This is a genomic window from Pauljensenia sp. C0170B4, from assembly GCF_056590235.1.
Window position 1 is genome coordinate 1 of the sequence record NZ_JBWPVS010000006.1, and the last position, 24,068, is coordinate 24,068.

Annotated in this window: 21 protein-coding genes and 1 riboswitch; of the genes, 13 read left to right on the forward strand and 8 right to left on the reverse strand. The window is 59.9% G+C overall.

What is annotated here, in order from left to right:
- Positions 1 to 190: 190 nt before the first annotated feature.
- Both AC1EJ1_RS08440 and rsmI read left to right on the forward strand, forming a co-directional pair.
- Positions 191 to 403, forward strand: a complete 213-nt coding sequence (locus tag AC1EJ1_RS08440; RefSeq protein ID WP_480295688.1) for an Rv0909 family putative TA system antitoxin — start codon at positions 191 to 193, stop codon at positions 401 to 403.
- Between the two features lie 43 nt (positions 404 to 446).
- Positions 447 to 1,292, forward strand: coding sequence for a 16S rRNA (cytidine(1402)-2'-O)-methyltransferase (gene rsmI, locus AC1EJ1_RS08445; RefSeq protein ID WP_480295689.1), 846 nt, complete (start codon positions 447 to 449; stop codon positions 1,290 to 1,292).
- Between the two features lie 20 nt (positions 1,293 to 1,312).
- Here the strand turns inward: rsmI and AC1EJ1_RS08450 are convergent, their stop codons facing one another.
- Positions 1,313 to 1,891, reverse strand: coding sequence for an isochorismatase family protein (locus tag AC1EJ1_RS08450; RefSeq protein ID WP_480294913.1), 579 nt, complete (start codon positions 1,889 to 1,891; stop codon positions 1,313 to 1,315).
- A 134-nt stretch (positions 1,892 to 2,025) separates the two neighbouring features.
- On the opposite strand from AC1EJ1_RS08450, the gene AC1EJ1_RS08455 reads away from it, so the two are divergent.
- A complete protein-coding gene (locus AC1EJ1_RS08455; RefSeq protein WP_480295690.1) occupies positions 2,026 to 2,961 on the forward strand; it encodes an aldo/keto reductase in 936 nt (311 codons plus the stop codon).
- A 57-nt stretch (positions 2,962 to 3,018) separates the two neighbouring features.
- Positions 3,019 to 4,824, forward strand: coding sequence for a methionine--tRNA ligase (metG, locus tag AC1EJ1_RS08460; RefSeq protein ID WP_058236216.1), 1,806 nt, complete (start codon positions 3,019 to 3,021; stop codon positions 4,822 to 4,824).
- Positions 4,825 to 4,837: 13 nt separating this feature from the next.
- On the opposite strand, the gene AC1EJ1_RS08465 is transcribed toward metG, so the two are convergent.
- Entirely contained in the window at positions 4,838 to 5,140 is a 303-nt protein-coding gene (locus tag AC1EJ1_RS08465) for a hypothetical protein (protein ID WP_141757297.1), read from the reverse strand.
- A gap of 10 nt (positions 5,141 to 5,150) precedes the next feature.
- Positions 5,151 to 6,530, reverse strand: coding sequence for a PspC domain-containing protein (locus AC1EJ1_RS08470; protein WP_070726235.1), 1,380 nt, complete (start codon positions 6,528 to 6,530; stop codon positions 5,151 to 5,153).
- 114 nt (positions 6,531 to 6,644) lie between these two features.
- Between AC1EJ1_RS08470 and AC1EJ1_RS08475 the strand changes: the two genes are divergently transcribed.
- Together AC1EJ1_RS08475 and AC1EJ1_RS08480 are read left to right on the forward strand one after the other, a co-directional pair.
- Complete coding sequence (locus AC1EJ1_RS08475) at positions 6,645 to 7,940, forward strand: PspC domain-containing protein (RefSeq protein WP_480295691.1); 1,296 nt, start codon at positions 6,645 to 6,647, stop codon at positions 7,938 to 7,940.
- 13 nt (positions 7,941 to 7,953) lie between these two features.
- Positions 7,954 to 8,604, forward strand: a complete 651-nt coding sequence (locus tag AC1EJ1_RS08480) for a LuxR C-terminal-related transcriptional regulator (RefSeq protein WP_092648235.1) — start codon at positions 7,954 to 7,956, stop codon at positions 8,602 to 8,604.
- Positions 8,605 to 8,611: 7 nt separating this feature from the next.
- Here AC1EJ1_RS08480 and AC1EJ1_RS08485 read toward each other — a convergent pair whose 3' ends face one another.
- From AC1EJ1_RS08485 to AC1EJ1_RS08505, 5 genes are read right to left on the reverse strand one after another with little or no spacing between them, the layout of a single operon-like run.
- Complete coding sequence (locus tag AC1EJ1_RS08485; RefSeq protein WP_480294920.1) at positions 8,612 to 9,400, reverse strand: hypothetical protein; 789 nt, start codon at positions 9,398 to 9,400, stop codon at positions 8,612 to 8,614.
- 4 nt (positions 9,401 to 9,404) lie between these two features.
- On the reverse strand, positions 9,405 to 9,944 hold the full coding sequence (locus AC1EJ1_RS08490) for a hypothetical protein (protein ID WP_480295692.1): 540 nt from the start codon (positions 9,942 to 9,944) through the stop codon (positions 9,405 to 9,407).
- Complete coding sequence (locus AC1EJ1_RS08495; RefSeq protein WP_480295693.1) at positions 9,941 to 10,351, reverse strand: hypothetical protein; 411 nt, start codon at positions 10,349 to 10,351, stop codon at positions 9,941 to 9,943. Before AC1EJ1_RS08495 ends, AC1EJ1_RS08490 begins: the two co-directional genes overlap by 4 nt.
- Positions 10,352 to 10,393: 42 nt before the next feature.
- The gene (locus tag AC1EJ1_RS08500; RefSeq protein ID WP_092648239.1) at positions 10,394 to 11,521 is read right to left on the reverse strand and encodes a hypothetical protein; all 1,128 of its coding nucleotides are present in this window, start codon (positions 11,519 to 11,521) and stop codon (positions 10,394 to 10,396) included.
- A 15-nt stretch (positions 11,522 to 11,536) separates the two neighbouring features.
- A complete protein-coding gene (locus AC1EJ1_RS08505; RefSeq protein ID WP_058236207.1) occupies positions 11,537 to 11,818 on the reverse strand; it encodes a hypothetical protein in 282 nt (93 codons plus the stop codon).
- Positions 11,819 to 11,966: 148 nt separating this feature from the next.
- Between AC1EJ1_RS08505 and AC1EJ1_RS08510 the strand changes: the two genes are divergently transcribed.
- The 7 genes from AC1EJ1_RS08510 (at position 11,967) to AC1EJ1_RS08540 (ending at position 24,025) form a co-directional block, all read left to right on the forward strand.
- Positions 11,967 to 14,237, forward strand: a complete 2,271-nt coding sequence (locus AC1EJ1_RS08510) for a bifunctional metallophosphatase/5'-nucleotidase (RefSeq protein ID WP_480295694.1) — start codon at positions 11,967 to 11,969, stop codon at positions 14,235 to 14,237.
- 72 nt (positions 14,238 to 14,309) lie between these two features.
- Positions 14,310 to 16,829 (forward strand): ATP-dependent helicase, encoded by a 2,520-nt coding sequence (locus tag AC1EJ1_RS08515; protein ID WP_480295695.1) that lies wholly within the window; start codon positions 14,310 to 14,312, stop codon positions 16,827 to 16,829.
- 121 nt (positions 16,830 to 16,950) lie between these two features.
- Complete coding sequence (gene sucC / locus AC1EJ1_RS08520) at positions 16,951 to 18,162, forward strand: ADP-forming succinate--CoA ligase subunit beta (protein ID WP_092648242.1); 1,212 nt, start codon at positions 16,951 to 16,953, stop codon at positions 18,160 to 18,162.
- 26 nt (positions 18,163 to 18,188) lie between these two features.
- Positions 18,189 to 19,109 (forward strand): succinate--CoA ligase subunit alpha, encoded by a 921-nt coding sequence (gene sucD, locus AC1EJ1_RS08525; protein WP_058236204.1) that lies wholly within the window; start codon positions 18,189 to 18,191, stop codon positions 19,107 to 19,109.
- Positions 19,110 to 19,202: 93 nt separating this feature from the next.
- The gene (locus AC1EJ1_RS08530; RefSeq protein WP_480295696.1) at positions 19,203 to 20,978 is read left to right on the forward strand and encodes a cell division protein PerM; all 1,776 of its coding nucleotides are present in this window, start codon (positions 19,203 to 19,205) and stop codon (positions 20,976 to 20,978) included.
- Positions 20,979 to 21,007: 29 nt separating this feature from the next.
- Positions 21,008 to 21,094: riboswitch (ZMP/ZTP riboswitch) on the forward strand.
- Positions 21,095 to 21,123: 29 nt separating this feature from the next.
- Entirely contained in the window at positions 21,124 to 22,920 is a 1,797-nt protein-coding gene (locus tag AC1EJ1_RS08535; protein ID WP_480295697.1) for a bifunctional phosphoribosylaminoimidazolecarboxamide formyltransferase/inosine monophosphate cyclohydrolase, read from the forward strand.
- Between the two features lie 136 nt (positions 22,921 to 23,056).
- Positions 23,057 to 24,025, forward strand: coding sequence for a S41 family peptidase (locus AC1EJ1_RS08540; RefSeq protein ID WP_480295698.1), 969 nt, complete (start codon positions 23,057 to 23,059; stop codon positions 24,023 to 24,025).
- Positions 24,026 to 24,068 lie beyond the last annotated feature (43 nt).

Genomic DNA, 24,068 nt, shown 5'->3' on the forward strand with positions numbered 1-24,068 from the left:
GTACAGGCCTGGAGACAGGCCAGTACCCCACCCCCCCCTTTTTACGCGCACACGCAAGCCCGCACACCCAGCGGGGCTGACCGACCGGATACCCAGTCAACCAGCATTTCATGTTTCACATCACATACGCCGCGGCGAATAGCTATTATGAGATCGGCATTAAAGCCACCGACAACGAATGGAGACAGATATGAACTTTGACGATCTGAAGAACAAGGCGACCGACGCGGTGCAGAACTCCGGCAAGGCAGACGATGTACTGAACAACGTGTTGGAATCAGCCAAGAACGCCACCGACCACAAGTACGACGATAAGATCGACTCAGCGCGCGACGCGATCTCCAGCAAGATCGGCCACAAGGACGAAGCTGGCGCCGAGGATCCCCAGGCAGAAGCCAAGTAAGAACTTCACGTCGTAATTCGAGCTGGTAGGGCACAATGGTCTCGTGAATGAGAACCAGTCCCTACCAGCTTCGTGCATTATTGTGGCCGCAACACCGATCGGTGATGTCAACGACGCGTCGCCTCGGCTGTGCGCAGCCCTCCAGCAGGCAGATGTCGTTGCCGCCGAAGACACGCGCCGAGTCCGTGCATTGGCCTCGCGCCTCGGTGTCCACATTGCAGGATCTATCCTCGCCCTCCACGACCACAACGAGGGCGAGCGCGCGGGCGCACTCATCAGCCAGGCAAAATCAGGTGCACGCATCCTCGTCGTGTCCGATGCCGGCATGCCGACAGTCTCCGATCCGGGCTATCGCATCGTTCACGGAGCTATTGACGAGGGAGTACGCGTCACCGCCCTGCCAGGCCCTTCCGCTCCAGTAACGGCCCTCGCTGTGTCGGGTCTGCCATCAGACCGCTTCGCCTTTGAAGGATTCCTGCCACGCAAACAGGGAGAAGCTGAGCGCACCCTCAAGGAACTGGCACGCGACCCGCATACTCTGATTTTCTTCGAATCACCGCGCCGGGTTCATGCCACGCTGTCGTTGATGTCTGAGCACTTCGGTGGCGCCAGGCGCGCGGTCGTGTGCCGAGAGCTGACCAAAGTGCACGAAGAAATCATGCGCGGAACCCTGGCGGAACTGGTCGACGCTACGCAGGGCGACGTGCTCGGTGAGATCACCATTGTCGTTCAAGGCGCCACTCAGAGCGTGAACGCACGGGACCATGTGCAGGCCGTCCTTGCCCTTGTTGACGAAGGTATGCGCCTGAAAGACGCTGCCGCTCAGGTCGCGGAAGCAACGGGTGCGCGCCGCAATGACCTGTACCGGGAAGCGCTGAAAGCTCGGTAGGAGGCTGTGCGGCGGCGCGGCTAGAACGTCGCAGCAGTGGATGCGAGCTGCTGCACGCCCTCGTCGTTCATGCGTTCACGAGCCTTGACACCAAGCTCTTCGCTCACCGGCGCCGTCAAATCTGAAAACACGCGAACCGTGAACTGCTCGCGAACCGCATCGATTGCCGTATCGCACACGCAATGAGACTCAGCCAGTCCCACCACATCCACGTCAGTGATCCCCGCGTGGTGAAGTGCGTCGGCCAGGGTGGTGCCATCGTCTGCGACACCCTCGAACCCTGAATAAGCAGCCTCGTACTGGCCCTTCTTGACGGCAATGTCGACGGGAACATCACTGAGTGCCTGGTGGACTTCCGCATTCGGTGTGCCGGCAACACCGTGAGGCGGCCACGAGTCGACGAAATCCGGCTCGTCGGAAAAATGCGCACCTGGGTCAATGTGCCAGTCCTGGGTGGTCGCAATGAGGTCGTACGCATCCGGGTGGCTGCTCACAAAAACGGCGATACGCTGCGCAACCGCGTTGCCGCCCTCGACTCCGAGTTCACCGCCTTCGCAGAATGTCGGTTGGACATCGACGATGATGAGCGCGCGGGACACGGTTCCTCCTCATGATTCGGTGCATATGCGCACCTTTGTGGGTTGGTCTTAACTGTAGATGTACGGCAGCGAAAGTGCGAACCGACAGGCATGAAGCGCGTGCGAATATGTCTCCTCTTGCTTAGGCTGAAGATATGAAACTTGGTGACAGGCATTGGGATATTTCAGGTGTCGCGCTGGGCGGCAACACCTTCGGGTGGACCGCCGATGAGGCGATGACCTCCGACATTTTGGACGCGTACGCCGATCTGGGCGGAACGCTCGTCGACACCGCCGACGTCTACTCTGCATGGGTGGATGGTCACGAGGGAGGCGAATCCGAGCTGGCCATGAAGCCGTGGCTTGCACGCCCCGGCAACCGCGACCGCCTGCTGATTGCCACCAAAGTTGGATCCAAGGACTCCCGCAAGGGATTGCGACCGGAGAACATTCACGCTGCCGTGGAAGAATCGTGTGAACGCCTGGGCATTGACACGATCGACCTGTACTACGCACACTTCGACGAACCCGACGTTCCCATTGATGAGGTCGCCAGCGCGTTTCATGACCTAGTTGAACAAGGCACCATCCGTGAAATCGGAATGTCCAACCTGGAGCCGGATCGCCTGCGCGCATGGTGCAACGCCGCGCGCAAACACGGTTACCACATGCCGATCGCCCTGCAGCCGCACTTCAATGTCGTACACCGAGCCGAATTTGAATCAGAGCGCCTTGACATTGCGCGCGAATGGAACCTGGGTGTCTTCCCTTATTTCTCGCTGGCTTCCGGTTTCCTGACCGGTAAGTATCACCGCGGCGACAAGCTGGAAGGCGACCGAGCCGGAATGGTGGCTCCGTACGTGTCCGCTCAGGCGTTCGACGTGGTTGACGCGGTGACGCGCATTGCCCGCGATAAGGATGTGGCACCGGCTGCTGTCGCCCTCGCCTGGCTGATCGCGCAGCCCACCATTGCTGCACCGCTCGCCTCGGCACGTAACCTCGGGCAGCTCGAAGGCATCATGCAGGCCAGCTCCGTGGAGTTGAGCCAGGAGGAGATTGACGAACTGACGCGCCTGTCGGATGGGCTTTAGGTCACGACCGGCCCCGGCCCGTTCCTCACAGGCGGAAAATCAGTCTAGGCTAAGGGTATGAGTCGTATTCTGTCTGCCGTCGCGTGGCCCTACGCTAACGGGCCGCGCCACATTGGTCATGTTGCTGGTTTCGGTGTTCCCTCTGACGTGTTCTCCCGCTATATGCGAATGGCGGGGCACGACGTCCTGATGGTGTCGGGAACGGACGAGCACGGCACACCGATCCTGGTGGCGGCTGACCAGGAACACGTCACCGCCCGCGAACTTGCCGACCGCAATAACCGCCTGATTGTCGAAGACCTGCAGGCACTGGGCCTGTCCTACGACCTGTTTACGCGCACCACCACCGGTAATCACTACAACGTTGTGCGCGCCATGTTTGAGGTTGTCCGAGACAACGGCTACATGCTGGTGGAAACCACGCGAGGCGCAATCTCTCCCTCGACGGGACGCACCTTGCCGGACCGTTACATCGAGGGCACGTGCCCACTGTGTGGGGCCGAGGGAGCGCGCGGCGACCAGTGCGACAACTGCGGCAACCAGCTTGACCCGACAGATCTGATCAACCCGCATTCACGCATTAACGGTGAGACACCCGAGTTCGTCTCCACGGACCACTACTTCCTCGACTTGCCCTCCCTGGCCGCTGCGTTGTCGAAGTGGCTGGATGAGCGTGAAGAGTCCGGCACGTGGCGTCCGAACGTCATCAAGTTCTCTCAGAACTTCCTCAAGGAAATCCGGCCGCGTGCCATGACTCGCGACATTGACTGGGGAATCCCGGTTCCAGGGTGGGAAGACCAGCCCTCCAAGCGCCTGTACGTCTGGTTTGACGCGGTCGTCGGCTACCTGTCCGCATCGATCGAGTGGGCGCGTCGAAGCGGCGATCCTGACGCGTGGCGCAAATGGTGGAACGACCCGGAAGCGCTGTCCTACTACTTCATGGGCAAGGACAACATTGTCTTCCACTCGCAGATCTGGCCGGCTGAACTGCTCGGATACAACGGTGAAGGTGCGAAGGGTGGCGAGCCGGGTGACCTCGGGCATTTGAACCTGCCCACAGAAGTGGTCTCGTCTGAGTTCCTCACCATGGAAGGCAAGAAGTTTGCCTCCTCACGCGGCATTGTCATCTACGTGCGAGACATGCTCAGCCGCTACCAGCCTGACGCGCTGCGTTATTTCATCAGCGCGGCCGGCCCGGAAACATCCGACGCGGACTTCACGTGGACGGAGTTCGTGCGCCGAACCAATTCGGAGCTGGTGGCAGGGTGGGGCAACCTGGTCAACCGCACCGCATCGATGATCCACAAGCGCTTTGGTGAAATCCCGCAGCCCGGAGAACTCACCGACGATGACCGCGCATTGCTGGACGCAGTTGAAGCCGGCTTTGATGAGGTCGGCTCGCTCATCCGCACGCATCATCAGAAAGCCGCGCTGGGCCAGGCAATGCACCTGGTCGGCCTGGCGAACAAGTACGTGACTGATCAAGCGCCGTTCAAGTTGAAGGCCGAGGAGGAGCGCCCTCGTCTGGCAACAATCTTGTGGACACTGGCGCAGGTGGTGAGCGACCTGAACATTATGCTCAGCCCGTTCCTGCCGCACTCAGCCAACGACGTGGACACCGTGATGGGCGGCGAGGGCACCATCGCCCCCATGCCGCGCATCGATGAGGTTGAAGATCTGGACGTGACGAACGAGGATGGCTCACCGCGACGCTACCCGATTCTGACTGGCGACTACACGCATGTTCCTGAGTGGAAGCGCCATGATATTGAGGTTGGCCGTCCGATCGCCAAACCCGCGCCCGTCTTCCGTAAGCTTGACGACGCCATTGTCGACGAGGAGCTGGAGCGGGCTCAGGCCTGACAGTGCCGCGTAGCTAGCGGCCCTCTTTACGTGCCGTGACTACTGCCGCGACGATCAGTCCCAGGCCCAGCAGGATCAGTGATCCGATGAGCAGGATTGACATGTTGACCGTGGAATGAATTCCCACGATGAACACGAGGACTCCTGCCATGATGATAATTGCCGCCCAGATGAGCTGCCCAACGTTGACGGATGGAGGTGGCGGGGGCGGCAACGCGGGTGCCGCAGGATTTTCGCCTTGCTCGGCAGAGCGCCAGTCCGCGCTGTCGGGCAGCGCCTCAGTGTCGGTCTTCTCTGGTGTTGATTCGTCGCTCATTGCTGCATCCTTATCCATTGCTGCGTGAAGATGATTGAGCAGTGTCTCCTGACTGTGCGCCGCTTTGAGACAGGTCGCCGCTCTGGATCGTGTCACCGGAGATATCTGCAGGCGCAGACTCGATGATGGTGACGCTGCCGTACACATTGGTGATTTCCAAGTTGATCCCGTGCTGAGGAGACCAGAAGTCATTGCGGAATGCCAGTTCCTCTGACACGAACTGCACTTCCGGAATCCATGGGCTGGACACCCGGCCTCCTTGTGCATCCAGCCAGTAGTCCGAGCGGATCAGACCGACTGAGCTGTACAGATGAAACCCCACCGGCTGATTTTGACGCATCATGATCGTCACATCGCCACCAATATCGTCCAGACGGATCGTTTTGAGCACATCTGCCGGTGCCTGCGAAAGATCCAGAGTGAATGAACCGGTGTCCGATAACTGCGTCGCAGTCCAGTCGTATGTCACGGCCGTGTCTGCCTCTGCCATACCCGGTTCTTCGCTCTCCAGGGTCTGCAGGTATTGCTCCTGCTCGTATTCGGAGTAGCCCACAGCCAGCACAAGTGGAGAGCATACTGCCACAAGAACGGACAGGCAGATCAGCCATGGCGCGCGACGCCCTCGAAAAGCCGTGAACGCAAGGACTATGCCGAGCCCCACGAGAACGCTCGCTGTCAGAACCACGAACACGCGTACCGCATCCACGCCGCCCAGACCTTCCTGAACGACCAACGCGCACGCTGCTGCAAGAGCAAGGACAATGAGGCCGGTAATGGCCAGGTTCGCCGGCATCGGCACAGAGGGCGAGGCCGGTCGCTGCGCAGGTGGCACCGTCCACGGATTGTTCGGCGTGCCGGTGGCAGGAGATGGTGTTGGCGCACTCACAGGCCGAGGCGCGCTGGCGGGGACATAGCTGGATGGTGGCACATGTGGTAGCGCGCCTTTCTGATGGTTACGCGTGTACTGCACCGCACCGGCAATCGCCATAATGGTCAGGATGATCGCGCCAAGAATGACGAGTGGGTAGATCCACGGCACTGCAGCACTGGAAGCCAGTCCGACCAGAGTTGTCACCAGTGCGCCCGCAAACCCCACATCGAATGTGCCGAATCGGATCAGCTGTTCACAGTGAATACGGCCGTCGCGGTACTCAGGCAGGAAAGCCCACGCCAGTCCATAGGCAGGCAAGATGAAAACGGAACACAGCAATCCCAGAACAATCGCCATTGCTCGCACGAATGCCAGATTCCAGCCAGTGCGCGCAGACATGCCGGCGCATACGCCTCCGACCAGGCGATCCTCACCGCGAAACCAGCCTGACCGACGGATGGAATCGAAAAACGATGAGGACCCGGGATCGGTGAAGGGTGTGCCTGCTGAATAACTCATGAAAACTACTGTGGCAGACTGAGTCGTTCACATCCATCGGGGAGAGCCCTGATTCCCCCCTGAAAAGAAGCTGAGAATCACGGTCCGGAGCAGTTTTGATGCCAAGATAGAACAGTGACAGCAGCCAATCGTGAGCGCGACAACGGGTGGATTCCGCCTGCCCGCCATGACTCCTCACGTCCACCGCTGATCCGCGCCACACATTCCTCACAGGCCATGCCGCGTCCGATCCTGGCCGGCGTCTGCTCCGGCATCAGCGTCCATATCGGATTACATGTATGGACCGTCCGCGCGATCTGCCTGTTGTTGTGCACGGTGGGAATCGGCATTCTCCTGTACGTCTGGTTCGCCGTCACCATGCAGGTGGACCGCGGCAGGCGCACAAGCCGATCAGATGGCGCGCTCGCCACCCCTTTGACGCGATCGACCTTTTCAGCCCGATCCAAAGGCGTATCCGCCCAGCTGCTTGCCGCCGGACTGATCGCGATCGGCCTTGCCACTGTTCTGGCGATCCTCGTGGCACTCAACGTCGCCCAGGCCGTTGACATCCCTGCCATACTCGCCTCCATCGTCGGACTGGCACTGGTGTGGAGCCAGAGCGCCTCGCGTCGCAAGAAACTCAGCGCGCTGAACATCGTACTGATCGCCGCCGGCGTCGCATTCTTCCTGCTCGGCATTTTCGCCCTGTTCTTCGGCAGCACGTCACGTTTCCTGGTGACTCGCTCCCTGTTCGTCGGCGTGGTGCTGATCGGTGGACTGATCTTCGCGATTGCTCCGCTGTGGCTGAGAGCCTCAACGAACCTGTCAGCGACACGTGAACAGCAGGTGCGCGACGCCGAACGCGCAGATATTGCCGCTCACCTGCACGATTCAGTCCTGCAGACGCTGACACTGATACGCGCTCACGCCCAGGATCCGACCCGCGTTTCAGCATTGGCGCTGCGTCAGGAACGCGAACTGCGATCCTGGCTGTACACGGGTCACCACGAAGTGTCCGACTCCTTTGCCGCAGCTCTTCGCGAGTCCGTTGAGAACGTCGAATCCCGCTACGGCGTCCCGATCGAGGTCGTAAGCGTGGGAGATTGCGTGCCCACCGTTCAGGCCCTCGCCCTGGTTGCCGCCACCACCGAGGCCGCCACGAACGCTGTACGTCATGGTCGCCCACCGGTCACCATCTACGCGGAAGTCGGCTCAATCAGCCTTGATGTCTACGTGAAAGACCAGGGCGAGGGCTTCGACCTGGACACAATCCCTGACGATCGCCACGGCATCCGACACTCCATCATCGGCAGAATCGACCGGGTCGGCGGCACGGTGACGATCCGTCGCCTATCATCTGGTACCGAGATCCACATGAATGTCCCCATCGACGAGGGCGACGCCGCGCCTTCGGAGACCACTGAAAACTGAGAGGGAAGAACTGGTGAGTATTCGCATTGTCGTCATCGATGACCATCCTCTGGTGAGAGCAGGTGTGCGCTCCGAACTGGAAGAATCGGGCGCTGACCTGACCGTGGTGGGCCAGGCCGCTGATGTGGACGGCGCTGTTGCGGCCTGCCGTGATCTGCAGCCTGACGTGGCACTGCTGGATGTCCACTTGCCGGGCGGGCAGGGTGGTGGTGGCGCGGAAGTCGTGGCGCGTTGCGCAGATATCCCGCGGGTGCGCTTCCTGGCACTGTCGGTGTCAGATTCGCCCGAGGATGTGGTGAGCGTGATCAGAGCAGGCGCTCGCGGATATGTCACAAAGTCGATTTCACCTGGCGACCTGCTGGAAGCCATTAAACGCGTTGCGAGCGGGGACGCGGCATTTTCGCCCCGCCTGGCAGGTTTCGTACTTGACGCGTTCGGCACGCGTGAGGTGGCGGTCCACGAGGACGAACTGGATCTGCTTTCAGCGCGCGAGCAGGAAGTCATGCGCTTGATTGCGCGTGGCTACACGTACAAGGAAGTTGCAGCCGAGCTGTTTATCTCAGTGAAAACCGTCGAAACACACGTGTCAGCGGTGTTGCGCAAACTGCAGTTGTCGAACCGCAATGAACTGACCCGGTGGGCGGCTCAGCGTCACTTGATCTGACTAGTGGCTACGCGAAAAGCCACTGCGTGATGGTTGCCCACACGGGTGGGGCAGTGGTGGGGTCCACGAAAAGTGCGGGTTCCGACAGGCCAAGCTCGGCCTGTGCCTCCTCAGGCACGACGACAATGGCATACAGGCACGAAGGGACACCCAGCGTGATGATCATGTCTGTCGTTTCCCATTGGCGCACTCCTGCGGTGCTGAGATCCTCCCCACCGTCGTTCATTGCGGCAAGTGTGTCAGTTGTCAGCAAGTTCAGAGTCCACTGGCCAGACTGGAGCTCGCGCGCCAGCATGCTGTCATCTCCTCCAGCCTGAGCAGCACCTTTCAGCACCTGGTCGCACCGAGTGCTGTCTGCTGAGTACAGCCCTTCCAGCAGCTCCACACTCATCAGGATCGGCCCCTCGTGAACAGAGGGGCGAGGCATAAGGTCGAGGAACTGTCCGACAACGGATGGAAGCTCTTCCGGGGGCAGAGCATAGAGGTGAACGCCGTCGTTGCTGTGCTTGGCGATCGTTGTTGATCTGGAGCTGATCCACGCTTCAACGGCCTGGGCTGAATGGGGGCGAACGTCGAGAGCCTGGAATCGAGAGCGCACCGAGTACGCTGCGTTGAGTGCCTCCAGAGCTGTGGGGGTCGGGTCGCCCGATTCGTCAAGGATATGAGCGTCCACCAGTGAATGATGAACAGCATCTGACAGTGGCTCGCCATTGATGATGAAGGATGTCAGTTCGTTCCATTCGTCTTCCGATATGACGAGGACGGGTCCTCCAGCGGTAGCCTGCACAGTTGCCATGAAACTATCCTTCGCGTGAGTGGTCGGTTGGCGCGGCCGGCATCGCCTCAAGGCTTGCACCAACGTTTTCGAAAAGTTCGTAGTGTGCGCCGTAGTCGCGGGTCGCGCACGACAGCGTTGCCGTGTAACCGCGCGGCTGGTCTGGATCGAGCCACGTGAACTGACGTATCGTGATGGATTCGTCATCGAGGATGTAGCACCCCAGGCGCGCGAAACCCTTCCATTTTTGCGTGGCGACTTCAGACAGGTCCAGCAGGACGAACCCTGGGATTTCGTTGAGCAATGCGTGCGTGGTGGTGTCTCGCCACTCCAGGTCGCCTAGGTCGGTGGGAACCGACGCGACGGTGATGACCAGGTTCGGTGCGTATACGCCACCGCCGCTGTTCTGCGTCTGCGCAGCGATGCAGTCGATTGCCGAGTCATTTCCCTGAGACTGTGAACCCGCCGGGTTGTCGGGTTTCACTTGCGTCCACCCCTCTGGAAGGAGGGCGCTGACGACATGCCCGTGAACTGTTGGAGAGCTGTCAGATGTCATGCCACTCATTGTGCATCGCTCCTTTGAGCATCGGTACCGGACTCAGTGCTGTGATCCACGCGCGAGGCTTTCAGAGCGCGCTGCTGTTCGTGCCATTCGGGATACATCTGTTTGGGAAGATCAAAGTTAAAGAAACTGAGAATGACGCCAATCATGGGAATAAAAATCAATGCCAGCATGAGTGCGGATAGCGGTTTGGAAAGTTGACTGTCCTGCAGATTGCCTGTGAGTGCCAGAACTAAAGAACCAGCGAAGAAGAAAAGAGCGATCGAAGGCTCGCCAAGGGCTATTGAGTTCTTAGAACCAAGCCACTGCGCCTGCTTGCGGAAAAAACGCCCTGGCCATGTGTCAGTGAACATAGCTAAAGCCCACATCACAGCCATCAGGATCCCAAAAATACATCCCAAGGCAATCAAGCCAGGATCCTCCTTTCAAATAGCCCGTCGTCACTCATGAGCTCAGTGGAATAGTTTGGAGACCAGTGACAGTGCACTGTCTCCCACCGCATCCCCAAACTTCGATGCCGCAAGTCCTCCGATTGCACCGCCGATGAGGCTGCCTGCGAGAATTCCAACGGGTCCACCAAACGTTCCGATCATACCGCCGATCTTCGCGCCAGCCGTAGCTCCAGCCCAGCTGCTGACACCACTGACAGCGGCGCGCGTACCGGCACGCGCGATACGCTCGCCTTCACCCATCTGAGGATTATGGGCATCGGCTTGATATTGCTCGTACCCCTTCAGTCCGGCACTGAGGACATTCATGCCCCTGCCGACCCACTTGGTGGCAGGATGCGAAAGAATTTTCGAGGCGCCCTTCGAAATCTTCGCAGCGGTACTTCCTGCCTGACCCGATTTTGCCACCCAGTTCTTCGCTTTGGTCATGGATGAAAGCCGCTCGAACGTGCCCATGCTCTTGGGGGAGACGAACTTGCCACCTGCCCCGCGTGGCGCGAAACGGAATCTTGAGTCCATCGGCAGCCACTGTGCGGCTTTACCAAGGTTCTTGGCGCGCGAGAAAGCCCAAGGTGCCAGAGCCAACCCAAGACCTGGTGGGAATAGGCTCTTAATGAGCTCTTCGAGGAAATTGAGTTGGTCTTCGCACGCACTATCCATTGTCTCGTGCGCTTCCTGCTCACTTTGACGCAGTTGGTAAGCAGTTTCACCCGCGGCGTTGTACGCCGTGACCTTCCTGTTGTACTCAGCAATTTCAGCAGGACTGGGGTCGCCAACGGGCGGAGTTGGTTCGTTGATCACGTCGCCCGTGACGATCAGACCATTGCCGGATGCTGTGCTTCGTGCTTGAGCAAAATCGTTGCGAATTCCTCTGATAGTGCCAGAAAACGTTGTCAGTGCTGTTGTGAATCTGCCCAAAGAATTTGCGCACTCGAGCAGAGAATCTATCGCTGTGCTGATCTTGTTGACAGACGCGTCATGTGTTTCGCCCTCCAGAGCATCACTGGTGGAGCGACGAACGTCCGAAAGGTTATCGACGTAGTCATCCAGTGAGTCTTTTGCTGCGTTCAGCGATGCGACAGATGAATCTATCTGCGACGGATCAGCTTCGACGCTGGTGTCAATTGCCATCTCAGTCTCATTCCCTTAGGGCTGCTGCGTGTAGGTTGAGGAAAATCGGCCTTGGTGTGTGGTATCAACGTGGACAAACGTCTTGATCGCCGTGTCCATGCCCGACGCGAATGTCTCGACCTGCTTGCCTGCTGCGGCGATGCTTTCCTGCAACGCTGTTGTGAAGGATGAACAGGCAGCGTCCGAACGCCCCGTTCCCTGTGGTGCGTTGAGCGTGATGCTGCGGATACTTGCGGCGGTTGAATGTGCCTCGCTGGCAGCCTTATGCGCCTCAGCGGTATCTACTACCAGATTCATACTTAGAGGCTACAGCGGGGTATTCGATCTTTCAATGGTGTGACTTAAACTACGGACTTCAGAGAATGTCAACTTCAATTGCCCCCTTGGAGTGATGTAGGTCATCTTGTTACGATGTGCACGCACCTAGTGACCGCGTAAAGGAGCAATGGTGAATACCACGTATCGTCGTCGCGTGGCTGCAGGAATTGCAGCCGGCACGTTTGTAACTTTAGGCTTCGGAGTAGCCGCACAGGCCGACACGGCGCAGTCAGATGCTGAGCCCATGTCGGCTTCTTCTGACTCACCAGCACCAGCACCGGCGTCGCCTACATCGGAGCGAGCCGCCAGGCAGAACAATATTGTGACTCTTGATCTGTACAAGCTTACAGACGTTCACGGTCATATTTCCCAGGCGTCGAAGGGCGGGAATGTGACCGAAGCTGGCCTTGCCGCTGTTGGGTGTTACCTCGACAAGGCCCGTGCAGCCAACACAAACTCGACGTTTACGCTGCTGGGCGACAACATCGGAGCAAGCCCCTACGTCAGCGGCTCGTTGAACGATAATCCCACAATTGAAGCTCTCAACCTTTTGCGCCCGGATGCCTCGACGATCGGCAACCACGAACTCGACATGGGCCAGGAGGTCTTCAAGCAGCGGGTTGACGGTTCAGCTGCCGACCAGTTCGTCCAGGCTCAGTTCCCCTACCTGGCAGCCAATGTCAAAGGGATGGGCACCTACCGTAATGATCAGGGCGAAGAAGTACCCTACCTGGGTGACACGAAGATTGTGAGCACGCCCTCCGGTGTCAAGGTCGCTTTCATTGGTGCGATAGCGCAGGACGTTCCCTACAAGCTCTCACCCAAAACCACTGAGGGCCTGACATTTGACGACCCCATTGCGGCTGTCAACGACCTGGCAGGTTCCCTCAAGTCGAGCGGACAGGCGGACGTTGTGATCGCCATGCTTGACGACGACGTGAAGAACAACTTCCCGAAGATGGGGAAGAATGTCGACGGCCTCATGGGTGGTGACACGCACGTGCCATACGACTTCGACATGGTGGATGGAGCCGAAGGTAACAAGCTCTCAGCGGTGGCTTCCGGCTCGTACACCGACAATCTCGGCGTGCTGCACATCCAGTACGACACTGCGAAGAACACAGTTGTTGAATCCAGCGCGGACCTGATCCCCGCCAGCGAAATCGCGCAGTGCGGCGAGGATCCTGTCATCAAGAACGTCGTCACCAACGCTGAGAAGATGGCGAAAGAAAAAGGCCAGAGCGTTGTTGCCACAATCGCTCCCAACGCGAAGTTCTCACGCGGAGTCTTCGACAAGGCCGAGGGAGAGTCGGCCGGCCCCGGATCCAACCGTGGCATCGAATCAACACTGGGAGGTCTGGCTGCAGACGCAATGCGTCACGCCGTGACCACCCCTGACGGCAAACCCGTGGACATCGGAATGATCAACGCCGGTGGCCTGCGAGCCGATCTTCAGGCCAATGACAAGGGCGAAATCACCTACGCCTCCACATTCGCGGTCATGCCATTTTCGAACCAGATTGGATACGTGACCCTCAAAGGCTCTGACATTAAGCAGGCACTTGAACAACAGTGGAAGACCAACCTCAATTCGCAAAACTCCCGCCCGATGCTCAAGCTTGGCCTTTCCTCCAATGTCTCCTACACCTATGATCCCGCCAAACCGTACGGTGAGCGCATCACATCCGTCCTCGTCAACGGAGCTCCGATCGACGAGTCCGCCTCCTACACGGTGGGGTCGGTGACGTTCCTGCTTAGTGGCGGTGACAGCTTCGACGCCCTGACCAACGGCGGTGAACCGGTCATTTCACAGGGACTCGACAGGGATTACTTCAATGAGTACCTCAAGGCTCACGAGGGGGAACTGGCCCCTCGAGCACTTAAAGGATCAGTCGGCCTGTCACTGTCAGGTGAGGCGGTGCCGAACAACTCGGTTATCTCGATCGACCTGCGTGGACTGTCCTTCAGTGAAGGCCCGGGAATCACCGACACGGTCACCGTGAGTGCAGGAAGCCAGAAGGCAACCGCCAAGGTGAATAACTCACTGGTCGAACCTCAGGCCAATACGGAGGCCAGCATCATCACCACTGATGGTGCAGGTCAGGCTCAGGTTGAACTGACTGCTCAGGCTGACTGCTCGGCGACCCCCGGACAGGTAGTCGAGCTGCCACTGACCGTGTCGACCGATGCCGGTGATGTTGTCACAGCGACCAATGGCCTGGTTGTGCGCGTCTCCTGCCCGGCCGCCCAGCGTCCCGTTGAGGAGGGAAAGGCGCCAGCAGGTGCCCCTCAGACCGGTAAGATCGCGCGGACAGGTGCCACCGATTCAGTTGCGATTGCTGCCCTGGTCCTTGCCGGCGTGGGAGCTGCGCTGACGATGCGTCGCCACCGCGCCTAAGATCGCTGTCACATCCGCCCTGGGCATCGCGCGGGTACGGAAATGCCCGTGCGATGCCCTACAGTGGAGTCGATGAATCAGCGTTATTTTTCAACCAGACGGCCACGTATCGCCCTTCCGGACCTGGGCTTCACCCAGACCGCAACGGAGCCTGACGCCGCCCTCGTCAATGACACAGATGTCGATGCGCTGCTGGGCGGGCTGAACGATCAGCAACGCGACGCCGTCACCCACGAGGGCAGTCCCCTTTTGATTCTGGCTGGTGCCGGGTCAGGTAAGACGCGTGTGCTGACCCATCGCATCGCCTGCCTGCTGGAAACGGGGCGCGCACGCCCCAGTGAAATCCTGGCGATCACCTTCACGAACAAAGCGGCAGCTGAGATGCGTGAACGCGTGGCGAACCTGATTGGGCCTGCGGCAAGATCCATGTGGGTGTCCACATTCCACTCGGCGTGTGTGCGGATCCTGCGCAAGGAACACGCTGCGGCAGACTTGACATCAACGTTCACGATTTACGATGCGCAAGATTCGCAGCGTCTGATACAGATGGTGCTCAAAGCCGCCAACGTCGATGTCAAACGCTTCACGCCGAAAATGGTGGCCGCACGAATCTCTGACCTGAAGAATGAGCTGGTCGCTCCCGCCCAGTTCGAGGCGAATGCGCCCAACGATCCGATCTCGCAGGTCGTGGCGGAAGCGTATGTCGAATACGACAAACGACTGCGCCAGGCTAATGCCCTCGACTTTGATGATCTGATTTCGCGCACAGTAGCCCTGCTGCGCGACAAACCCGCCGTCGCTGAGCACTACCACCGACGTTTCCGTCACATCCTGGTCGACGAATATCAGGACACGAACCACGCGCAATATGTGCTGGTTCGACTGCTCACCGGCAGTGGCGATGACGGTGTCGACAGCGCGGAGCTGACAGTTGTGGGTGATTCGGACCAGTCGATCTACGCGTTTCGCGGCGCCACGATCCGCAACATCGAAGAATTCGAACGCGATTTTCCCGGTGCCCGCACGATCTTGCTGGAACAGAACTACCGATCCACGCAGAACATTTTGTCCGCAGCCAACGCCGTCATTGCTCGCAATCAGGGCCGCCGCCCGAAGAACTTGTGGACCGCTCACGGTGACGGGGCGCCGATCGTGGTGGCCGCACTGGACAGCGAATATGACGAAGCGCGTTTCCTCATCAAAGAAATCCGTCGCCTGCACGACCAGGGAATTGACGAGGGTGACATCGCGGTGTTTTATCGCACGAACGCGCAATCACGTGCCTTGGAAGAACTCCTGGTCCAACAGGGAATCGCCTACCGCCTGGTGGGTGGCACGCGCTTCTACGAACGCAAGGAAATCAAGGATGCGATCGCCTATCTGCAGGCCGTGGTCAACCCCGACGACACGGTGTCGCTGCGGCGGATCCTCAACACTCCGCGCCGCGGCATCGGTGCGCGCGCCGAGGGTGCATTGCTGGCGCACGCAGACCTGTATAACGTGTCGCTGGGTGAAGCGATTCGACACGTCTGGGTCCACGCAGGCAGTCCCGCTGGTGAAGGGGAAGGGATCGAGATCCCTGAAACAGAAGAAAAGTCAGCAGCGGAATCTGCCGGCGACCCTGTCCCGTCCGTTCAGGGGCTTACCCCGCGGGCATCTGCATCTGTCGCAGGTTTCTGGGGGCTGCTTGAAGCCGCACGCGCACTGGACAGGGCCGGCGCGTCGCCAGCCGATATTCTCGACGAGATCCTTGACCATTCCGGCTACCTTGCCGAACTCAAGCGCTCAGATGACCCTCAGGATGCATCGCGCGTGGAGAACCTGGCTGAACTGCACACTGCTGCCACGACGTTCCGTCAAAGTGAACCGGAAGGAACGCTGCTCGACTACCTCGAACGCGTCTCACTGGTGGCTGACGCCGACCAAGTGCCGTCCGATGAGGAGCGTGGCGGCTTTCTGACGCTGATGACCGTTCACACCGCTAAGGGTCTGGAATTTCCCGTTGTTTTCGTCACCGGTATGGAGGATGGCATCTTCCCGCACCAGCGCTCCCTGGGCGAAGAAGCTGAACTTGAAGAGGAACGCCGCCTCGCGTATGTGGCGATCACGCGAGCCCGCTCACGCCTGTACCTGACGAGGGCGGGGCAGCGTTCCGCCTGGGGCACACCGCAGGAATTTCCGCCCTCACGCTTCCTGGATGACATTCCGCCCGAGCTGATCGATGAGCGCTCCTCCATGACATCGACAGAACGCCTGCGTCAGGTGCACCGACAACGCACCGACCGGTACGGTGACGCTGATGCGGCACCGGCATTCGGGTCAGGGCATTCAAATCTGAGGAGCGCTGCTTTCCGCCTTGCGGGTCGGCGCGCTGTCCGAATGGGAGTTCCACCGGCTCAACAGGCGGAGCCTCCCTCGGACACGACGTCGCTGGTACTGAAGACCGGTGACGTGGTCGAGCATGCGACGTTCGGACGTGGCACCGTGCTGAGCGTGGAAAACAGTGGGGCGCGGGCCGTGGCGCGTATTGACTTTGCCGGCCGGACGAAGAATCTGCTGATCCGAATGGCTCCGCTGACGAAGATTTCATAGGAATTTTGTCCAAAGGGTAGGACTGAAGGCCTCCTTCACGGTAGTCTGAAGGCGATGTCTCGATGTCAAGGTAATTTGTGGCGTCGAAGAAGATCGTGCGAATACTGAAAAGGAGACAGGCGTGGACCTATACGAGTACCAGGCGAAGGAACTGTTCAAATCGCATGACGTGCCAATCCTGCCGGGTATCGTCATCACCGAGGCTGACCAGGCAGTTGACGCTGCGAACACGTTGAACGCTGACCTTCTCGTCGTGAAAGCGCAGGTGAAAACGGGCGGCCGCGGGAAAGCCGGTGGCGTCAAACTGGCTCGCAGCGGCGACGAGGCCCGCGAACATGCCAGCAAGATTCTCGGCATGGACATTAAGGGACACACAGTTAACACAGTGATGATCACCGCCGGATGCGATATTGCCGAGGAATATTACTTCTCCATCTTGCTCGATCGTGCGAACCGTCAGCACCTGGCGATGTGTTCACGTGAAGGCGGCATGGACATTGAAACCCTCGCCAAGGAGCGCCCCGAAGCACTGGCCCGCGTTCCCCTGGATGCGCAGCGCGGCATTGACGAGGACGTTGCGCGCGACATCCTGACTCAAGCAGGATTCGAGGGCGACACGCTCGAAAAGATCGTGCCCGTCCTGGTCAAGCTCTGGGACACCTATCACGGCGAAGATGCCACGCTGGTGGAAGTCAACCCGCTCGTCCTGACACCAGAAGGCGACGTCATCGCGCTGGACGGCAAAGTCACGCTCGATGACAACGCGCGCTTCCGTCATGCCGAGCATGAACAGTTCATCGATACTGCAGCTGAAGACCCTCGCGAAGCAATGGCGAAAGCTGCAGGCTTGAATTATGTGCGACTGCAGGGCGAAGTCGGCATCATCGGTAACGGTGCCGGCTTGGTGATGTCCACCCTCGACGTTGTTGCGCTCGCAGGTGAGGAATACGGTGTCAAGCCCGCGAACTTCCTGGACATCGGTGGCGGAGCGTCCGCTGACGTGATGGCCAAGGGCCTGGATGTCATTCTCGGAGACGAACAGGTGCGCGCCGTGTTCGTCAACGTGTTCGGTGGGATCACTGCATGCGACCAGGTGGCGCAAGGTATCGTTGAAGCACTGTCGATCCTCGGTGACAACGCCACGAAGCCGTTGGTGGTGCGCCTTGACGGAAACCGCGTTGATGAGGGACGCGAAATCCTCCAGCAAGCCAGTCACCCGTTGGTCCACATGGCACACACCATGGACGGAGCAGCCCGCATGGTGGCGCAGCTGGCTGCCGGCGTCGAGCCCGACCCTGAAGACACATCCGATCCGGCCGCCCCGCTGGCCTGAAACCTGGAAGCACAAGGAGACTTCTCATGTCGATTTTTCTTGACTCACACTCACGCGTCATCGTCCAGGGCATGACCGGATCAGAGGGACGCAAGCACACCCAGCGCATGCTCAACTCGGGCACCGCCATTGTCGGCGGCGTCAACCCGCGCAAAGCCGGACAGTCCGTGACATTCGATGTCCAGGGATACGGGCCGATGGCTGACCAGGTCACCGACGGCCCTGTCGACATCCCTGTGTTTGGAACGGTTGCAGAAGCGGTGAAGGAAACGGGTGCCACAGTATCCGCCATTTTCGTGCCGCCGGCATTTGCGAAAGACGCTGTACTCGAAGCTGTCGATGCCCGCGTGGAGACGGTCGTGGTCATCACCGAAGGCATCCCGGTCGCCGACTCCACGGAGTTCGTGGCCCGCGCACGTGAAGCGGGCGTGCGCGTGATCGGACCGAACTGCCCAGGCATTATCAGCCCCGGACAGTCGAACGTCGGCATTACCCCGGCAGATATCACCGGCCCAGGACGGCTGGGACTGGTATCGAAGTCAGGCACACTGACCTACCAGATGATGTTCGAACTGCGTGACATCGGCTTTACCACCTGCCTGGGAATCGGTGGTGATCCGGTTATTGGCACCACGCACATTGACGCGCTCGAAGCCTTTGAAAATGACCCCGACACCGAATTGGTCGTCATGATCGGTGAAATCGGTGGCGACGCGGAAGAGCGCGCAGCTCAGTGGATTTCCGAACACATGACCAAACCGGTGGTGGCCTACGTTGCCGGTTTCACGGCTCCGGAAGGCAAGACGATGGGGCATGCCGGCGCGATCGTGTCTGGATCTTCCGGCACGGCCGCGGCGAAGGCTGAAGCACTCGAGGCCGTGGGCGTGCGGGTGGGCCGTACACCTTCCCAAACTGCCATCATCGCTCGCGAGATTCTGCAGAAATAACATCCGGTCGTGCACCGCTGATCGTGAATGAACTTTCTCATGGTCGGCGGTGCACCTCCATGTGTGGGCGCGGATGCGAGACGATGAAGAACGATGACGCACTCACCTGACTCTTCCCCATCGCAGCGCCCTGACAGGCAGCGCGCAGAAGCGGACCTGTCCGCTGATGAGATCCCAACCGAGGTGGTTGGCGCGTGGCTTGAGGAGGAAGACCGTGAAGCAGGTGAGTCGCTGATTTTTGGGCCGGCTCACGATGAGGCAGACAGTGATGATGAACCCGAATTGGATAATTCGGAAAAAGAAACTGAACGCCTCGACCTTGACGGAGCCGATGAGACAGATGCCAAGGCGCCCTCGCCAATTCGAGTGGCCCCGGCACCTCAGGTGCACGACGAGGAACCTCACACCACTCGCACCGCCGTGCGGCGACGCACGATCCGCATCGCACTGCCTGACGGGTGGGCACGCTCCGGCCTGGCCGGCATTGAGGCGGCCCTGATCGGATGGGCGTTCATGATGGTCGTGACGCTGGTGGGGTACTGGTTCGTCTCGCAGAACCCCTGGCTGGCGTCGACCAGCTGGGACGATGCTCGGGCAGTCGGTGGTGACCTCTGGGCTGCGACGCTGGGAGCGCCGATCACGGTGGGGCAGAGCGACATCCTCGCCATTCCGACACTGCTCGGAGCGCTGCTGATCATCATTTTGCGTGTTCTTCTGCTGCCGGGACGGGATTTTCCTGCCGCCGCGCAGTGGATGGCTGTCCCCACGTTTGCAGTCACGGCGCTCATTACAGCTGGAGCGTCCTCGGCTCACATCAACGTGTGGCGCGCACTGCTCGGTGCGCTCGTCATTCCGCTTCTGGCAGCGACCTGGGCGGTAGTTGCTGCTCGACACACGTGGACATGGCCCACGATTTCATCTGAACGGCGCGAATCGTTGACATGGCTGTGGTCAGGGCTGCGCCTTGGTCGCGTTGCCGTGGCACTGACAGTGCTGTTCAGCCTGATCATGAGCGCCGTGTCAATCCTTGTTTCTCTCCAGCGTATCTCCGGTATCCACGAACTGCTCTTTGCTTCGACCAAGGACACGGTCATCATCAACATTGTCCAGGCCCTGTTTGCTCCGTCGATCATGGCATGCGCACTGGCGTGGATCGCGGGGCCTGGTTTCTACGTGGGTGCCGACGCCCTCCATTCAGCGGCGAACGCACCTGTTGCGCCGATTCCGGCGATCCCGATTCTTGCGGCCGTCCCACAGACAGCTCCGGGCCACTGGGTGGCCTGGGCGTTGGTGGGAGTGGGAATCCTGCTGGGCGCATGGGCGGCGTGGCGGCATCGTATGACGCACCTGTGGAAACAGGCGGCTGCGATGGGAGTGGCCACCGTGATCACTGCGCTCGTCATCGCAGCGTGGCTTGTCTCGTCGCGCATGTCGTTGGGGTCGACCCGTCTGAGCGTCGTTGGCCCGCGCGTGTGGTGGAGTGTGCTGTTCGTCGTACTGGAAGTGTGCATGGTCGCACTCGCGGTGTCCCTGGCAGCACATCCGACCACGATCGCGTGGGTGCGCCGAGCGGCCGCAGCTTTGACGGCGTGGACGAAGGCGCGTATTGCCGCATGGAAGAAGAATCGCGCCCAGTCATCGACGAGGGAGACGCCCCTTCCAGCTCCTGACCTGAATGAAGCCGGCGAAGAGACGCCGGAGGAAGAGGAAACGGCGCTGGAAGAAGAGGTGACCGAAGAACTGCCCGCTCCTCCGCGTGCTCCGGATGCCCGCATGGAAGCACTCAAAGCCAGCGCTGCGCCCACGGAACCCATCGCCGTGTCAGACAATACTGACAACAGTGACGAAGATCTGAAAGATCACAGCTAGTCGCATATCCAGCGCCGCCCTCGTACACTAAAAGAGGCCGCAACTGGCGAGGGTGGAGGACCACCGGGAAGCGGCTGAAGCAGCCTCGCACGGCGCCGCCCGCCTGGGCGCTGAGGACCGACCTTGAACCCCTTTGGAGGAAGAATTGTCAGTCCGTTTGGATAACCTCGAACCCGTTGATGTCCGCCCGATCCGCAGAGCACTGATCTCCGTTTACGACAAGACCGGCCTGGTTGACCTGGCTCGCGCACTCGCTGATGCTGGCGTCGAAATCGTGTCCACCGGTTCAACTGCACAAAAAATCCGTGACGCGAAGATTCCTGTGACGCCCGTGGAAGACGTGACTGGTTTCCCCGAGGTGCTGGAAGGTCGCGTCAAGACGCTGCATCCGAAGATCCATGCCGGCATTCTCGCTGATCAGCGCAAAGCCGATCACCGCCAGCAGCTCGAAGACCTGGGGATCGCAGCATTCGACCTGGTGGTATGCAATCTGTATCCGTTTGAGGACACGGTTGACTCGGGCGCAGGATTCGACGAATGTGTTGAGCAGATCGACATCGGCGGCCCGTCGATGGTGCGCGCTGCTGCGAAGAATCACCCCTCTGTTGCCATTGCTACCAACCCGGAGCAATATGACGCGGTGATCGACGCTGCACGTTCTGAGGGATTCACTCTGGAGGAGCGTCGCGAACTGGCAGCGGCCGCATTCCGTCACACAGCAAATTACGACGCCGCCATCGCTGACTGGTTCGAAGACGAACTGGATGCTGATCTTGATGTTGACGAGTCGGCTGAAGCCGATGACGTTGATGACGCACAGTGGCCACCGGTTCTCGTATCCGCTTTCGAACGCCTCCACGCCTTGCGTTACGGCGAAAATCCGCATCAGGATGCCGCCGTATACGGCGACATCGTCGAGCTGATGGGCGAGGGTGAAGTTGACGTTGAGTTTGACGAGCCAGGCGATGAACAGGACGGCGACGACACGACCCAGGACCTGCTGCCTGGCATCGCGAACGCGCGCCAACTGCATGGCAAAGCGATGAGCTACAACAACTACACCGATGGTGACGCAGCACTGCGTGCAGCATTTGACCATGACGAGCCGTGCGTGGCCATCATCAAGCACGCGAACCCGTGTGGGATCGCCATTGGCGCAGATGTGGCGGAAGCACACCGCAAGGCGCATGCATGCGATCCTGTGTCAGCATTCGGTGGAGTGATCGCAGTCAACCGTGAGGTCAGCGTCGAACTGGCAAGGCAGATCAAACCGATCTTTACCGAGGTCGTCCTGGCGCCCTCCTACGCCGAAGGCGCACTGGAAGTACTGGAAACGAAGAAGAACCTGCGAATTCTGCAGGTAGTGCCACCGGTACGCGGAGCCCTGGAGTTCAAGCAGATTTCCGGGGGACTGCTGGTGCAGGAACGCGACGACATTGACGCTGACGGTGACGATCCGGCGAACTGGACTTTGGCGGCAGGCGAGCCGGCCGATGAGGCAACACTGCGGGACCTAGAGTTCGCGTGGCGCACCGTGCGAGCCGTGCGGTCGAACTCAATCCTGCTGGTTCACGACGGTGCAAGCGTCGGGGTTGGCATGGGTCAGGTCAACCGCGTGGACTCCTGCCGTCTTGCGGTCGAACGCGCGAACACGCTGGGTGGCCGCACAACAGGTGACGCCGCTGCTGACAAGGTGGATTCGGCGGGCGGTGCACGCACAGCCGATGTGGTCGCTGACGAGCCGGAGCGCCGTTCCGAAGGTGCCGTTGCAGCCTCGGACGCATTCTTCCCGTTTGCTGACGGCCTCCAGGTGCTGATCGATGCCGGCGTGAAAGCTGTCGTTCAGCCCGGTGGATCGATCCGCGACAACGAGTCGATCGAAGCAGCACAGGCCGCTGGCATCACGATGTACATGACGGGAACCCGTCACTTCGCGCACTGACAGGCGCTCAACGATCTGCATATGCGGGGTAGAGTCAGCTCTACCCCGCAATGTAGATGGGGCTGTCTTCGCACGCATGAGTCCGCTTCCTCATAATGGAACGCAGATCGACATGTCAACGTGAGGAGCTTAGTCCATGTCCACGGTTGCCAAACGAATCATCATTGCCCTAGTGGCACTGATTGTTGTCGCCGCTGCGCTGCTTGGAGTCGCTGTCGTCAGGTGGGGTCCCAACTTCGGTATTTGGCTGACTGAGCCCAGTCCACAGCGCTACGGTGAAGTCGCCCTCGGCCATCTTGACCAGGGAATCAACGCATCGTCCGAAGCCTGGCAGGATGAGCGCCCACGAGTCGAACAGGCAATCAGCGAAGCCACCAGCATTGACGAGGTCGACGCTGTCCTGTCCGATGCCGTCAAAATTGCGGGAACGAAGCACTCGTTCTTGATGATGCCGGACGAAGCGCAAGAAGCCGTCGACGAGTACGAGGCGCCGAGCGTGGAAGAAAACGACGGTGTCGTGACTGTTCACATGCCCGCGTTTATGGGCACACCCGACCAGGGCAGCGAATACGCGCAAACTATTGCGCAAGCTGTCTCCGGAGCGAATGTGTGCGCGGCGGTGATTGACCTCAGTGAAAACGGTGGTGGCGACATGGGGCCGATGATTGCCGGTATCTCGCCACTGATTCCTGACGGTCCCGTGTCCTACTTTGTTACGGGCGGAGGCGAAAGCGCCGTCATATTGGAGAGCGGGAAGGTCAGCGGCGGCGGAAGGCCCACGACCGTTGACATCACGGAAAAGTCAGAGGTGCCGGTCGCGATTGTCACCGGTGAACACACTGCCAGCTCCGGTGAGCAGGCTTTGCTCGCTTTTAAAGGCGTACCGAATACGCGCGTGTTTGGCCAGCCGACCGCAGGATATGCCACGGTCAATACACCGTTCCCGCTGTATGGAGGAAAGCAGCTTGTGGTCACAGTTGGCGTGACGAAAGACCGCATGGGAACGACTCACGCGGAAGATCCGATCGCACCGGATGTGACGGTGGAACCTGCTCAAGCGGTGAACGCGGCAACGCAATGGGCGCGCGACCAGGGTTGTCAGTAGATCGCTCAGCGTTGCCCTGCCGCGAACTCGCCTGTATTCACGT